This window comes from Rhodococcus sp. MT28, from assembly GCF_058792695.1.
Genome location: NZ_JBXAFD010000001.1, coordinates 182,109 through 196,029 on the forward strand (window position 1 = coordinate 182,109; position 13,921 = coordinate 196,029).

A 13,921-nucleotide genomic window follows, 5' to 3' on the forward strand; every position below is an offset into this window, starting at 1 on the left:
CATGACGACGGCGACCATGACGGCAAAACTCACCACAGCGTTCCGCGGAACGCTGTGGTGGGTTCGCTCGGTGATGGGTGATCTCGACTATCAGCGCTACGTCGAGCACACCCGACGCCACCACGCCGACTCACCGGTAATCAGCGAACGAGAGTTCTGGCGCCGCCGTCACGCAGCAGCCGACGCCAACCCAGGCGCCCGCTGCTGCTGAATCCGGTCAGGGGCAGGTGGCCTTCGCGAGTTCGTAAATGTGGCCGGCCTGCTCGTCGGTGGGCTTGTTGCCGTTGTTCTCGGCCAGGTCGGTGATCTTGGTCTTGACCTCCGCCTCGTCCGTGCCGTTGGCGACCTCGGTACACGTGGTCGTCAAGATCTCCTCGATGTCTGCGTCGTCGCGGTTCTCCGCCAACGGTGCGTAAGCCCCACGGAACGTGGCGACGAACAGCGCCGTCTTGCCCTGATCGATGGCGTTGCCCGCTGACTGTTTCGCCGTCTCGAGCGCCTGTTGCCCGCTCGTGACTGCCTCGCTGATCTTGTTCTGCGCGTTGTCCTGATCCTCGGTGCTACACGCGGTGAGCCCGAGAACGACGATTGCTGCTGCCCCGACTGCTGCTGCGATTCTCATGACGGAAATGTTAGTCCGATCAGCATGCTTCAAAACACAGTATTGCAGCGCAACACACGAGTTATCGCATGCAGTCGTTACGATCAGCTCAGCTAGATCACCGGATTCGCACATCGGCGAGGAGATCCCTGCGCCGACGGAAAGGACGATCAGTGAGCGAGCAAGACAAGGGGACGTCCGCAGGGGTGCGCAAGCGCGACCGCGGCGAGATCATCGGGCAAGGGGGTATGTGGCTCGCAAAATGGTCGTTGGTGTTGGCGTCGATTTCGCTGGGCGCCTGGATTTTCGGCTGGCTGATCGAAAAGCTCTGGGTCATCATCCTGCCGGTGGCTCTGGCTATCGTTGTTGCGACAGTCATGTGGCCGCCGACCCGCGGCATGATCAAGCGCGGGATGCCACCGGCCGCGGCAGCCGGCATCACCCTGGTGCTCTCGATCGGAATCCTGGCCGGTGTGATCGCCGGCATCGTTCCGTCAGTGGTCAGCCAGGCCCCCGAGCTCGCGAACAAGACCACCGAGGGCATCAACCAGGTTCAGGACTGGCTCCAGGGTCCGCCGCTGAACCTGAAGGACGACCAGATCGACAACGCCGTCCATGCCGTCATCACCAAGGTGCAGGAAAGTGGAACCGCCATCGCTTCAGGCGTTTTCAGCGGCGTGAGCACAGCGAGCTCGTTGTTGGTCACGCTCGGTTTGGTCCTGATTCTCGCTTTCTTCTTCATCAAGGACGGACCGAGGTTCATCCCCTGGCTCCACGCTGTCGGCGGCGGCCGTGCCGGTCGGCATCTCGAAGAGGTCCTCACCCGCATGTGGGACACGCTCGGCGGATTCATCAGGACACAAGCACTGGTGAGTCTGATCGACGCGGTCTTCATCGGCGCCGGACTGCTGATACTCGGGGTCCCGCTGGCACCGGTGCTGGCAATTCTCACGTTCATCGGTGGCTTCATCCCGATCGTCGGTGCCTTTGTCGCCGGCGCCCTGGCCGTGTTGGTTGCGCTGGTGGCCAACGGTCTCACCACCGCCATCATCGTGTTGATCATCATCCTGGCCGTTCAGCAGATCGAAGGAAACGTCCTTCAGCCTGTGCTGCAGAGCAAGTCGATGAAACTCCACGCCGTCATCGTGCTGCTTGCCGTGGCCGCCGGTAGCTCGCTGTACGGCATCGTCGGCGCGTTCCTCGCAGTGCCCGTCGCCGCTGTGGCAGCAGTTGTCATCCGGTACATCGGCGAGCAGATCGACGAACGCGCAAGCGACAACGAGCCGATGCCCGCCGGCGATGCGTCGGACATCCTCGAGGATCAAGACGACGACGCCGAGTCAGAGGTAGAGAACAAAAAGGCCTGATCAGCCCGCGATCACCTTCACCGAGGAGCCTGCACGTCCGCGAATGACGTGCAGGCGACTCGGGATTCGCTGCCTCATCTCGTCCACGTGACTGACGATGCCCACCACTCGTCCACCGTCGCGAAGCTCGTCCAACACAGCCATCACCGAGTCGAGGGTGTCGGCGTCGAGAGTGCCGAATCCTTCGTCGATGAACATCGTGTCGAGAACGATTCCGCCGGACTCCGCCGCAACCACATCGGCAAGTCCGAGGGCCAAAGACAATGACGCCAAGAATGATTCACCGCCCGAGAGCGTCTTCGCCGAGCGAACGACACCCGTGAAGTCGTCCCGGATGTCGAGCCCCAGACCGCCGCGGCGACCCCGAGAACCTGCCTCGTCACTGTGCACGAACTCGTATCTGCCCCCGGACATCCGCTGCAGCCGAACCGATGCCGACACGGCGATCTCTTCCAACCGCGACGCGAGCACATACGCTCGCAGCGACATCTTGCGACTGTTCTGACCTTTGCCGGCGATCACGTCGGCAAGCGCCGCGAGTTCGTCGTGCAGTTCACGCTCAGGTGCAACCGCTTCGTATGCCTTCTCGAGTTGTCCGCTGAACCGTTCGAGATCCGACACACGGTTCTCGGCCAGGGAAGCAGCTGCAACAGCCGAGTTCACCACCTCGGCGCACTGAAGAGCACGCTCGCGAGGACCGTCGACGTCGACTGTCTCGACTTCGCTCACCGCAACGACCTCGGGGTCGTCGAGGACCGTCCGAGCGGCCACCTCGAGGTCGCGTGCTTTGGCGAGTTCCGTTTCGATCGCTGCGATTCGGGCCGGCGATCTCACCCCTTCGATCGCAGCCTCGACCGAATCGAATCCAGCAGCGGCCGCCGCAGCGGCCAGTTTGGTCGACAGTTCCGCCGATCGCGCCTGCGCACGAACGGCGTCGTCACGCATCTCAGACGCCGCCGAGGCAGCGGAGGCAAGCCTTTCGAACCGCGAGCGCTGAGCAGCGATGGTCGAATCTTCTCCCACCGCAGCGACGATCGCCGCTCGAATCTGCTCGACCGTGGCCGACAGAGTCGTCGTACGCTCGGTCAGTGCCGCCAATTCGGCCGTCAGAGAAGCGGATTCCTGTTGCAGCTCGCCGTCACGCTCGTTGAGATGCCCGAGCTTGTCGGCCAACCCTCCAACCTGACCGGCAGAGTGGGTCGCCTCGTCAACGGCGTTCCGAGCCGCGGCGCGGAGCCTGTCGAGTTCTGCGACGTCGCCGTCCCCGCCGCGGGCGATCACCCGGTCGATGTCACGGTCGACGGCTACCTGGTGGTCGACTACCTTGCTCAGGGCTTTCTCGGCCGCACGCTCGGCTGCGGACGCGGCTTCCAGATCGGGCTCGGTGACCGTGACGACATCAGACTGCGCCGGCGCAGGGTGTTCACGCGAACCACACACCTGGCATGGGTCACCGGGCGCGAGTGAACTCGCCAACTCCGCCGCCATGCCCTCGATACGCTTCTGCACGAGGTCGAGCCAGCGCCCGCGAGCACTCTGATGGGCGTCGCGCGCATCCAACACCTGCACACGAATCTTCTCGGCTTGCGTACGCAGAGAGACGAATTCATGACCCGCTGCCGCAGCATCCGATGCTTTGGCCAGTGCAGCTTCGAGGCCGGGCAGAGCCGCGTGCGCGCGTTGCGCATCCTCCAGTCGTTGGCCGGCCGAGCGCACCATCTCTGGCAGTTGAGTGCGTTCAACCGCGATGGCATCGATGCGCTCGGACAGAGCGTCTCGCCGAACTCCGAGTTTCTCGATCTCGGCTTCTGCCGCATCGGCTCTGCGAGCGTCCTCCGCCATTGCGTCCAGGCGAACGATCTCGTCACGCCAGGTCCGGATCCGAGCTACGACGCGTTGACGCTCGTCGTCGGTGGGTGGCCACACCTCCGGCACGAAAATCTCCGGACCGCCCGTTGCGGAGTAGGTCGACATCGCTGCGGTCATCGATTCGAGTGCGGCAGCGAGGTGCAAGCCGGCAGCGTCCACATCGCCGGCGACAGCGGCCACCGGCAGTGCGCGCTTGGCGGTCTCGAGTTCAGCGCCGATCACAGCTCTTTGGGCGGCGCCCGTATTGAATGCTGCGAGTTCAGCGGTCGCACGATTACGGCGAGCGACCAGATCTGCGGTTCGCTGCGCCGCCGACAGAACCCGATTAGCCTCGGCTGCTGCATCTTTCGCGGTCACCAGCTCCGCAAGACTTGTATCGCGGGTGTCCTGAGCCTCGGCGAGGAGTTTGCGCGACCATTCCAGTGGGTGTGCCTCGGCGCCTACCTCGAGTCCCGCAGCTGTCTCGACCTTCGCGAGCAGCAGCCGCACGGATTGCTCCCTGGCCGCGAGCGCGGTCGCACTTGCCTTTCGCTTGGCGTCGAACCATGCCTCGACGGAGACAAAACGCTTGGTGTCGAACAGACGCTCGAGCAGTTTGCCTCGCTCGTCACTCTCGGCACGCAGGAATTTGGCGAACTCACCCTGCGGCAAGAGCACCACCTGGAAGAACTGATCAGCGCTCATGCCCATGAGGCGGTTGATCTCGTCACCGATGTCAGGGATGCGCGAAAGATTCTCGCCGCGGCCGTCCAACCACGTCAGTGTGGCCTTTGCATTCTCTGTGATCGAACCGGTGCCACGCTTCTTCGGGCGCGAATACTCTGGACTACGAACAAGTTTGATTCTGCGACCACTGATGGTCGCTTCGAGTTCCACGCGCGGCACCGAACCGGCGGGCGCGTGATCGGACAGTAGCCGTTTGCCCTCGTTGCGCGCACCCGGCACCCGCCCGTACAGGGCAAACGCAACCGCGTCGAGGATCGTGGTCTTGCCTGCCCCGGTGTCACCGTGCAGAAGGAACAGCCCGTCTGCACCCAAACGGTCGAAGTCGACCTCGACCGTGTCGGCGAAGGGCCCGAAAGAGCTGACTTCGAGTTTGTGCAGCCTCACGCGGTTTCACTCAGTTCTACCGTGGACTCCTCGGCGCGCGCGGCAGCGCTGAGCGCTTCGGCCATCAACGTGACCTCACGCTCGGACGGGTCACTACGCACTGCCGAGACAAAGCCGCGGGCGATCTCCATGTCGGTTCGACCCCGTACCGCATCGCGGTACTTGAGATCCGATTGCCCTTCCGGCCTTTGCCATTCGAGATGAACGGCAAACGGGAAACGTGCCTGAAGTTGCCTCATGGCATCGACGGGACGGACCGGGTCGGTGAGCAATGCGGAGAGGTAGCACTGCTCGGAATCGGTGTACTTCGACTCACCGAGTAGTTCCTCGAGAGTTCCCGTCACCTGGCTCATCCCCCGAATGACCGGGAGATCCAGGCGCTGCACCGACGACAGGCCGGCTGCGTCGAGTTCGATCAGCAGCGCCGCCTTACGGTGGCTGCGTTCACCGAACGAATACGGCAACGGTGAACCCGAGTACCGCACACTCTCCGAGAGCATCTGCGGAGAATGTAGGTGTCCGAGGGCGACGTAGTCGACGCCGTCGAACTCTCCCACTGCGACGGTCTCCACTCCGCCGACCGAGATGGAGCGTTCCGATTCAGAGGCCTCACCGCCCACGACGAAGGCATGGGCGAGCAATACCGATCGAGTCGCGGGGTCGGCAGCCGTTCGTTCGGCGAGATCTCGCCGAACACGCGACATGGCCGCTCCGAGGATGTCGGAATGAGTACGAGCCCGGGGCACGTCCAACTCGACGCGCGTGATCTCCGGCTCGAGATACGGAATCCCGTAAAAGGCGACGGGCCCGAACTGATCGCTCAGCATCACCGGAGTACCGATCTGGCCGACTCGGGTGATCAAGTGCAAGCCGCCGGCAGCGGCAAAGGATGCCCCGGCTCCGAGCCGCACCGCGGAATCGTGATTGCCGGACGTCGCGACGATGACCGCCCCCGCCGCCCGGATTGCCTCGAAGCCTCGATTGCACACGGTGACCGCGTCGGAACTGGGAATCGAGCGGTCGTAGATGTCACCGGGCACGACCACGACGTCGACGCCGTGTTCGCGGACGGAATCTGCGATGGAACCGAGCACACTCGCCTGATCGGCCAACAGATCGACGCCGTGAAAGGTGCGACCTATATGCCAATCGGAGGTGTGCAGAATCTTCATGAATCCGACGGTAGAGCAGCCCACCGACACCGCCGATCTCCCACGCTGACGGCTTCGTCGGTGTGCCCCAACCCACGAGCGTCCGGTGACCCTGCACACAATCCGTCCGGTTCGTTTGGCGAAGAACCCGAAACCATCGCGCCATCGCGTCGATAAATGCGCCAGCCACGACCCGCACAAACACGGCCGACAACGCAAGAACCGCTAATGTCGTTATGTGTCTGCAACCCAACGTGCTCGCTCCGGGGTACCGCTGGACAAGCGATCGCTCATCGTGACCGTCCCCGGCCTGCCCTGGTGGGGAGTGATCCTGCTTGCTGCCGGTGTGACCGCCGTCGGCGTACTGATCGATGCCACCGGAGGCGGCGGAGAGCTCACCGCGGTGTTCTCGACGTTCTACTTCCTGGGCTGTCTCTTCGCTGTGGTTGCCGCTTCGAACAAAGCACTCTTCACCGCGATGGCCCAACCGCCGTTGCTGCTCTTCGCTGCGGTGCCGATCGGGCACACGCTCATCGGCAAGGACAACAGCACCGCGCTGCGCGATATCGCGATCAACATCGCGTACCCGTTGGTCAACCGCTTTCCGATCATGTTGGCCGCAACCGTGGTCGTGCTGATCATCGGTGGCTTCCGATACTTCCTGCTCAATCAGCGCCCCACCGGGCCCGCGCGCTCGACCCGCTCCCGCCGCTCGGCGGCCACCACTCGTGACTCCGCTGCGGCTGCCACGCGAGAACAACCCGCACCCGAGACCGGGCGTCGACGCAGAGTCTCGGACGCGCCCGTCCCCGGGCCGCCGCGTCGCCGCGCCCCCGAGGTGGACGAGCAGCCCGCCTACCGAAGCACCCCCAGGCGCGAGCCGATCCAGGACGAGCGTCCGCTGCCGCCTCGGAGAAGCCCTCAGCCACCCAGGGTCGATCGCACGCACCAACCGCCTACGCGTCGCCCCCAACCCGACAGTCGGCCCGTGGCAGACGACGACTACCCGTCGTACGGTCGCCGCCGGGCGCCCGAGCCCACTTCGTCGCCCAGACGTGAGGAGCGGATGGAGCCCTTCTTCGCTTCGGGTGACGACGTATCGCCGCCGCTGCCCCCTCGCCGCCGCCCACCCGGAGTCGATCTTCCCGCGTATCCGCCGCCGCGAGTTCGGTACCGCGATCGCGAAGAGCCCTGAACAGACGCGCCCGGTAGCACAAAAAATGCGGGGCACCTTCCAGATGGAAGGTGCCCCGCATTTTCTTGTTTCAGGACGTGCGCGCTGCTCGCAATTCACGGGGAAGGGCGAACACCAGAGTCTCGTTGGCAGTGGTGACGGGTTGAACGTCGTTGTATCCGTGCTCGGCAAGAAGTTCGATCACGCCGCGCACGAGCACCTCGGGTACCGATGCACCCGACGTGATGCCGACGGTCTGGACACCCTCGAGCCACGCGAGATCGACCTCACGGGCGTAGTCGACCAGGTACGACGCGGCAGCGCCCGCCCCGAGCGCGACCTCGACCAGGCGAACCGAGTTGGACGAGTTCCGCGAACCCACCACGATCACGAGATCACACTCGGGAGCCATCGCCTTGACCGCGACCTGACGGTTCTGCGTGGCGTAACAGATGTCGTCGGACGGCGGGTCCTGCAGATTGGGGAAGCGCTCACGCAGGCGCGCGACGGTCTGCATCGTCTCGTCGACGCTCAGTGTGGTCTGGGAAAGCCAGATGACCTTCGACTCGTCACGAACCGTGACCGCGTCGACCGAATCCGGGCCGTCGACGATGGTGACGTGATCGGGAGCCTCACCTGCGGTGCCCTCGACCTCCTCGTGGCCTTCGTGGCCGATGAGCAGAATGTCGTAATCGTCGCGGGCGAATCGCTTCGCTTCCTGGTGCACCTTCGTGACCAGGGGGCACGTCGCGTCGATCGTGCGCAGGTTCCGCTCGGCAGCCGAGTCGTGGACGGCCGGCGACACACCGTGCGCCGAGAACACGAGCAACGATCCCTCGGGAACCTCGTCGGTTTCGTCGACGAAGATCACGCCCTGATCTTCGAGCGTCTCGACGACGTGGCGATTGTGGACGATCTCCTTACGCACGTAGATGGGTGCGCCGTGCTTCTCGAGGGCCTTCTCGACGGTCTCGACCGCGCGGTCGACGCCGGCGCAGTAGCCGCGAGGCTCGGCGAGGAGCACGCGCTTGGCGCTGCCCTTGCGGGTGGACGGCGAATCAGCCGAGTGCGCGATACCGAGATTGAGAGGAACAGCCGAAGACATGTGATCAGCCTACTGGCACCTCGAACGTGAGACACTCCGGCAAACGTGAACACCTCGGTTTCGGGCTCCGATCGAAGGTTCCGAAGTAAACGAGTACAGCCGTCACAGGCAAGTCGGCTACCGATTGTCGGAGCTTTGCGGCAAGCTGTGGGAATGATCCGACCACCGTTCGTGGCGCGCGTTGCCGCGGGACTCGCCGTCACCGCGATGGAAGAGGCAAAGAAGTTGCCCACCACCGCCGTCGCCCTGCCGATGACCGCCGTGAGCCAGATGCTGCAGACAAGCATGCGCGTGCAGCAGTCGATCACCTCGCTGGCGATCAAGGGCGATCAGGCATTTGCACTGATCAACTGGTCTTCCGAGGACGAACAGCCCGAGTGGGCGGTCTTCGACGAAGACGTCGATGCGCCTGCTGACCCGACGCCTTCCACCGGATCGACCACCGCTGACACCCCGACCAACGCCGGTCGCTTCGCGCTCTACTCGCTCGAGCCGACTGCCCCCATCGAGGAACCCGCACCCGTCGCCGAGTCCGAATCCACGGCAGCTACGACGGACGGACCTGCCGAAGAGCCCGAGATCGTCACCGAACTCGACTACCCCAACCTCACACTCGCACAGCTCCGTGCGCGCATCCGGACGCTCAGCATCGACGAGCTGACCGCAGTCCTGGACTACGAGAATGCGACGCTCGCCCGGGCACCGTTCCAGACCATGCTCACTAACCGCATCACCACAGCCAAGGCAAAGTGACTTCCGCAACGCCCCCCGCTTCATCGCAGCGATCGTCCGGCGCCAGTAGCGCTGAGCAGCCGTGGCCGGTCCGCACGGTTTCCGCCAAGGTCGCCGGCTGGATCGATCGGCTCGGCAGTATCTGGGTCGAAGGTCAGATCACCCAGATCAATGCACGCCCCGGCACCCGAACGGCCTTCCTCGTCCTGCGTGATCCGTCGGCAGACATGTCGCTGTCGATCACGTGCTCACCGCAGTTGTTGCACAACTCCCCGGTGCCGTTGACCGAGGGCTCGCGAGTCGTGATGTTCGGCAAGCTCTCGTTCTACACCGGACGCGGAACGGTGTCGTTGCGTGTCACCGAGATTCGCGCCGTGGGTATCGGTGAGCTGCTTGCCCGCATCGAGAGACTGCGCGCCTTGCTCGCCGCCGAGGGCTTGTTCGATCCGCGGCTCAAACGGCCGCTTCCGTTTCTGCCCGGCACGATCGGCCTGATCACGGGCCGAGCCAGTGCGGCCGAGAAGGATGTCGTCTCAGTCGCCCATCGTCGTTGGCCAGCAGTTGCCATCGCAGTGCGTAACACCGCGGTTCAGGGTCCGACTGCTGTTCCCCAGATCATCGAAGCGCTGAAGGAACTCGACGCCAACCCGGTAGTCGACGTCATCATCCTCGCTCGCGGCGGCGGTAGCGTCGAGGATCTCCTGCCGTTCTCCGACGAAGCGCTGTGCCGCGCCATCGTGGCCTGCACGACGCCGATCGTCAGTGCCATCGGACACGAGCCGGACAGCCCGCTCAGTGACCACGTCGCCGACCTGCGCGCAGCCACACCCACGGACGCGGCCAAGCGCGTCGTACCCGACGCGGTTGCGGAAGCTGCCCTGGTTGCGGATCTGCGTGACCGCAGCGCTGCGGCACTGCGCAGCTGGGTCAAGCGTGAGTCTCATCTGATCGAACAGTTGCGCACTCGACCGGTCATGGCATCGCCGCTGCTCGCGGTGGACCGTCGCGCCGAGGAGGTCGAAAGGCTCCAAGCCGCCGGACGACGCGATGTGACTCGGTTGATCGACTCCGAGTCCCGAACGATCGAGCATCTGCGCGCCCGGCTCACCACGCTGGGCCCCGCCGCGACGCTGGCCCGCGGATACGCAGTCGTGCAACGTGTTGTCGCCGAAGGCGATCCGGAGGTTCTGCGCTCGGTCGAGGACGCGCCACCCGGTACCCAGATTCGAGTTCGACTTGCAGACGGCGCCGTTCGCGCCGCAGTGATGGGAAGAGAAAAATGAGCAACGCCACCGACACCGACATCAACGAACTCGGCTACGAAGCAGCCCGGGACGAACTGGTGAGCGTCGTGAAGATTCTCGAACAGGGCGGTCTGGACCTCGACGCGTCACTCTCACTGTGGGAGCGAGGCGAAGCGTTGGCCAAGCGCTGTGAAGAGCACTTGGCCGGCGCGAGGGCCCGCGTCGAAAAGGCTCTGGCCGAAGCGGACGAGTAGCGTCCGCTCCGACCGCAAATCCTATGGCGTGATCGGCTGCGCTGCGCCGACCTTCTCGGCAAGAATCCGGAACTCTTCCGGCGTCGCCGCGCCCGTGAGCAACAGGCGAACATCCCCGACGTCCGTGACCCAGATCGACTCGACACCTTCGCCGCCGAAGACGTTCCACGTATCGGCACCGACGGTCTCGACTCCGGTCGCGAATCGCTGTCCACCGGCAACATGTGACACCAACGGGAATTCCTCGGCGTTGCTCTGTGTCAGCTGGATGTAGCGACCACTGGTCGTGATGAATCCCACAGTGCTCGAATCTCCGCCGCCGTCGCCGGAGATGATCTTGCGACTGCCGGAGTTCGGAGTCCACCCGTCCGGAACACCGGGATTACGGATGGGAAATCCGAGTTCCTTCGCGTCGTAGTTCAGAGCTGCGTCCACGTCGACGCTCGGGATAGGCCCCTGTGTCGGGCCGCCAGGACTGAACGTGCACTGGCTGGCGATGCCCGCAATGATGATGCAGAACAGCACCAACGGTACGAGAGACCAGACCATGTCTTTGTTGTCTTCGAGAATGCGGGGTTTCTTCGATGCCACACCCCCAGTATCCAGGTACTCCGCAGTAGATACGATTCCCGGTCCCCCTCGAGCGAGACAAAACGTCTCTGCGGCGACCCGACAGCGCACGTAGCCGCTCCCATCTGGGACAATGACGCCTGAAGAAACCACTGCGTCGACACACCCCGTCGACCGCGACCGCGCCAGGAGGCACCGCACATGACGGCCAGCAGCACTCATCGTGAGACCCCGGACCGTAACCTCGCACTCGAATTGGTCCGAGTCACCGAAGCCGGTGCTATGGCTGCCGGCCGCTGGGTAGGCCGCGGCGACAAGGAAGGCGGCGACGGAGCAGCCGTCGACGCCATGCGTCAGCTCGTCTCCTCAGTCTCGATGCGCGGCATCGTCGTCATCGGTGAAGGCGAGAAGGACGAAGCGCCGATGCTGTTCAACGGCGAAGAGGTCGGAAACGGCGACGGCCCCGACTGTGACTTCGCCGTCGACCCGGTCGACGGCACCACCTTGATGTCCAAGGGCATGCCCAACGCGATCTCTGTTCTGGCTGTTGCCGAGCGCGGCGCGATGTTCGATCCGTCGGCCGTGTTCTACATGGAGAAGATCGCTGTCGGGCCGGATGCCGCAGATGTCATCGACATCAGCGCACCGATCGCCGAGAACATCAAGCGCGTGGCCAAGGTCAAGAAGGCGTCGGTCTCCGACATCACGATCTGCATCCTGGACCGCCCGCGTCACAACCAGCTGATCCAGGACGTTCGCGACACCGGCGCTCGTATCCGTCTGATCTCCGACGGTGACGTTGCCGGCGCGATCGCCGCAGCGCGTCCGGAGTCCGGCACCGACATGCTCGTGGGCATCGGCGGAACGCCAGAGGGCATCATCGCCGCAGCAGCCATGCGCTGCATGGGTGGATCGTTGCAGGGCAAGCTGGCCCCCACCGACGACGAAGAGCGTCAGAAGGCCATCGACGCCGGTCACGATCTCGATCGGATCCTGTCCACCGAAGATCTCGTCTCGGGCGAGAACGTCTTCTTCTGCGCCACCGGCGTCACCGACGGTGACCTCCTGCGCGGCGTCCGCTACTACGGCGGCGGCGCCAGCACGCAGTCCATCGTGATGCGTAGCAAGTCCGGCACCGTTCGCATGATCGACGCGTACCACCGTCTCGAGAAGCTGCGCGAGTACAGCTCCGTCGACTTCGACGGCGAAGAGGGCGCGGTTCCCCCGACGTTCTGATGGGCTCCGCCCCGTGAGTGGTTAGGGAGTCCCTGCACTCCTTAACCGCTCACGGGGGACGTAGTCCCCTACCCGCTCTCGAAAAGTGGCAATGTGGAGCCATGACGGAGAGCAACGATCAACAGTTCCGAATCGAACACGACACCATGGGCGAAGTTCGGGTGCCCATCGACGCACTGTGGCGAGCACAGACCCAGCGTGCAGTCGAGAACTTCCCGATCAGCGGGCGCCCGCTCGAGCGCACCCAGATCCGCGCAATGGGCCTGCTGAAAGCAGCGTGTGCGCAGGTCAACAAGGACCTCGGACTCCTCGACGCGGACAAGGCCGACGCAATCATCGCCGCCGCGAACGAGATCGCCGAAGGCAAGCACGACGATCAGTTCCCCATCGACGTCTTCCAGACCGGCTCGGGAACCAGTTCGAACATGAACGCCAACGAGGTCATCGCATCCATCGCGAAGGCCGCCGGTGTGGACGTACATCCCAATGATCACGTCAACATGTCGCAGTCCTCCAACGACACCTTCCCCACCGCCACGCATGTCGCAGCTACCGAAGCAGCGGTCACCGATCTTGTTCCGGCACTGGAACATCTGCATGCTGCGCTTGCCACGAAGGCGACCGAGTGGAAGACCGTCGTCAAATCCGGACGCACCCATCTGATGGACGCTGTGCCGGTCACGCTCGGTCAGGAGTTCGGCGGCTACGCACGTCAGATCGAGGCCGGCATCGAGCGCGTCAACGCAACACTCCCCCGCCTCGGCGAGCTGCCGATCGGCGGAACAGCAGTCGGCACCGGTCTCAATGCTCCGGATGGATTCGGCCCCAAAGTTGTTGCCGAACTGGTCAAGTCGACCGGTGTCGACGCGCTGACTCCGGCGAAGAACAGCTTCGAAGCGCAGGCCGCGCGTGACGGACTGGTCGAGGCATCGGGCGCGCTGCGGACCATCGCCGTCTCACTGACGAAGATTGCCAACGACATTCGGTGGATGGGATCGGGTCCGCTGACCGGACTCGGCGAGATCGCACTCCCTGATCTGCAGCCGGGAAGCTCGATCATGCCCGGAAAGGTGAACCCGGTCCTGCCCGAGGCAACCACTCAGGTTGCGGCTCAGGTGATCGGAAACGACGCCGCCATCGCGTGGGGTGGCGCCGCCGGAGCTTTCGAACTCAACGTCTACATCCCGGTCATGGCCCGCAACCTGCTGGAGTCGTTCACCTTGCTGGCCAACGTCTCTCGACTGTTCGCCGACAAGTGCGTCAGCGGACTGGTCGCGCACGAGGAGCACCTCAAGACACTCGCCGAATCTTCGCCGTCGATCGTGACGCCCCTCAACTCGGCAATCGGTTACGAGGAAGCCGCAGCCGTCGCGAAGCAGGCGCTCAAAGAGAAGAAGACGATCCGTCAGGTCGTCATCGAGCGCGGACTCGTCCCGGACAAGCTGAGCGAGGAAGAACTCGACAAGCGTCTCGACGTTCTGGCGATGGCGAAGGTCAAGGACTGAACA

At 64.2% G+C, this 13,921-nt stretch carries 13 protein-coding genes; 8 read left to right on the forward strand and 5 right to left on the reverse strand.

Features of this window, described 5'->3' with window-relative positions; translation table 11 throughout:
* The first annotated feature begins 1 nt into the window (after position 1).
* The gene (locus tag AC1Q6C_RS00840; RefSeq protein ID WP_003945213.1) at positions 2 to 211 is read left to right on the forward strand and encodes a YbdD/YjiX family protein; all 210 of its coding nucleotides are present in this window, start codon (positions 2 to 4) and stop codon (positions 209 to 211) included.
* 6 nt (positions 212 to 217) lie between these two features.
* Here the strand turns inward: AC1Q6C_RS00840 and AC1Q6C_RS00845 are convergent, their stop codons facing one another.
* On the reverse strand, positions 218 to 622 hold the full coding sequence (locus AC1Q6C_RS00845) for a hypothetical protein (RefSeq protein WP_003945253.1): 405 nt from the start codon (positions 620 to 622) through the stop codon (positions 218 to 220).
* A 152-nt stretch (positions 623 to 774) separates the two neighbouring features.
* Here AC1Q6C_RS00845 and AC1Q6C_RS00850 point away from each other — a divergent pair, with 152 nt between their 5' ends.
* Positions 775 to 1,968 carry an AI-2E family transporter gene (locus tag AC1Q6C_RS00850; protein WP_003945249.1) on the forward strand — a complete coding sequence of 398 codons (1,194 nt, stop codon included), beginning with the start codon at positions 775 to 777 and terminating at the stop codon, positions 1,966 to 1,968.
* Here AC1Q6C_RS00850 and AC1Q6C_RS00855 read toward each other — a convergent pair whose 3' ends face one another.
* The gene (locus AC1Q6C_RS00855) at positions 1,969 to 4,947 is read right to left on the reverse strand and encodes an AAA family ATPase (RefSeq protein WP_054188762.1); all 2,979 of its coding nucleotides are present in this window, start codon (positions 4,945 to 4,947) and stop codon (positions 1,969 to 1,971) included. It abuts the gene before it with no gap.
* A complete protein-coding gene (locus tag AC1Q6C_RS00860; RefSeq protein WP_064112903.1) occupies positions 4,944 to 6,119 on the reverse strand; it encodes an exonuclease SbcCD subunit D in 1,176 nt (391 codons plus the stop codon). The genes AC1Q6C_RS00855 and AC1Q6C_RS00860 overlap by 4 nt, the downstream gene beginning before the upstream one ends.
* A 217-nt stretch (positions 6,120 to 6,336) precedes the next feature.
* Here AC1Q6C_RS00860 and AC1Q6C_RS00865 point away from each other — a divergent pair, with 217 nt between their 5' ends.
* Positions 6,337 to 7,293, forward strand: coding sequence for a DUF6542 domain-containing protein (locus tag AC1Q6C_RS00865; RefSeq protein WP_064112902.1), 957 nt, complete (start codon positions 6,337 to 6,339; stop codon positions 7,291 to 7,293).
* Between the two features lie 70 nt (positions 7,294 to 7,363).
* Here the strand turns inward: AC1Q6C_RS00865 and AC1Q6C_RS00870 are convergent, their stop codons facing one another.
* The gene (locus tag AC1Q6C_RS00870; protein WP_003945273.1) at positions 7,364 to 8,377 is read right to left on the reverse strand and encodes a 4-hydroxy-3-methylbut-2-enyl diphosphate reductase; all 1,014 of its coding nucleotides are present in this window, start codon (positions 8,375 to 8,377) and stop codon (positions 7,364 to 7,366) included.
* A 153-nt stretch (positions 8,378 to 8,530) separates the two neighbouring features.
* Here AC1Q6C_RS00870 and AC1Q6C_RS00875 point away from each other — a divergent pair, with 153 nt between their 5' ends.
* From AC1Q6C_RS00875 to AC1Q6C_RS00885, 3 genes are read left to right on the forward strand one after another with little or no spacing between them, the layout of a single operon-like run.
* Positions 8,531 to 9,130 (forward strand): lipid droplet-associated protein, encoded by a 600-nt coding sequence (locus AC1Q6C_RS00875; RefSeq protein WP_030536251.1) that lies wholly within the window; start codon positions 8,531 to 8,533, stop codon positions 9,128 to 9,130.
* A complete protein-coding gene (xseA, locus tag AC1Q6C_RS00880) occupies positions 9,127 to 10,392 on the forward strand; it encodes an exodeoxyribonuclease VII large subunit (protein ID WP_042920858.1) in 1,266 nt (421 codons plus the stop codon). The genes AC1Q6C_RS00875 and xseA overlap by 4 nt, the downstream gene beginning before the upstream one ends.
* Complete coding sequence (locus tag AC1Q6C_RS00885; RefSeq protein ID WP_003945276.1) at positions 10,389 to 10,607, forward strand: exodeoxyribonuclease VII small subunit; 219 nt, start codon at positions 10,389 to 10,391, stop codon at positions 10,605 to 10,607. Before xseA ends, AC1Q6C_RS00885 begins: the two co-directional genes overlap by 4 nt.
* Before the next feature lie 21 nt (positions 10,608 to 10,628).
* Here AC1Q6C_RS00885 and AC1Q6C_RS00890 read toward each other — a convergent pair whose 3' ends face one another.
* Entirely contained in the window at positions 10,629 to 11,198 is a 570-nt protein-coding gene (locus AC1Q6C_RS00890; RefSeq protein ID WP_003945206.1) for a DUF4245 domain-containing protein, read from the reverse strand.
* A gap of 180 nt (positions 11,199 to 11,378) precedes the next feature.
* Between AC1Q6C_RS00890 and glpX the strand changes: the two genes are divergently transcribed.
* Both glpX and AC1Q6C_RS00900 read left to right on the forward strand, forming a co-directional pair.
* Positions 11,379 to 12,413: a class II fructose-bisphosphatase gene (gene glpX / locus AC1Q6C_RS00895; protein ID WP_003945202.1), complete on the forward strand. Its 1,035-nt coding sequence runs from the start codon at positions 11,379 to 11,381 to the stop codon at positions 12,411 to 12,413.
* A 101-nt stretch (positions 12,414 to 12,514) separates the two neighbouring features.
* Positions 12,515 to 13,918 (forward strand): class II fumarate hydratase, encoded by a 1,404-nt coding sequence (locus AC1Q6C_RS00900; protein WP_003945220.1) that lies wholly within the window; start codon positions 12,515 to 12,517, stop codon positions 13,916 to 13,918.
* The last annotated feature ends 3 nt before the right edge of the window (positions 13,919 to 13,921 follow it).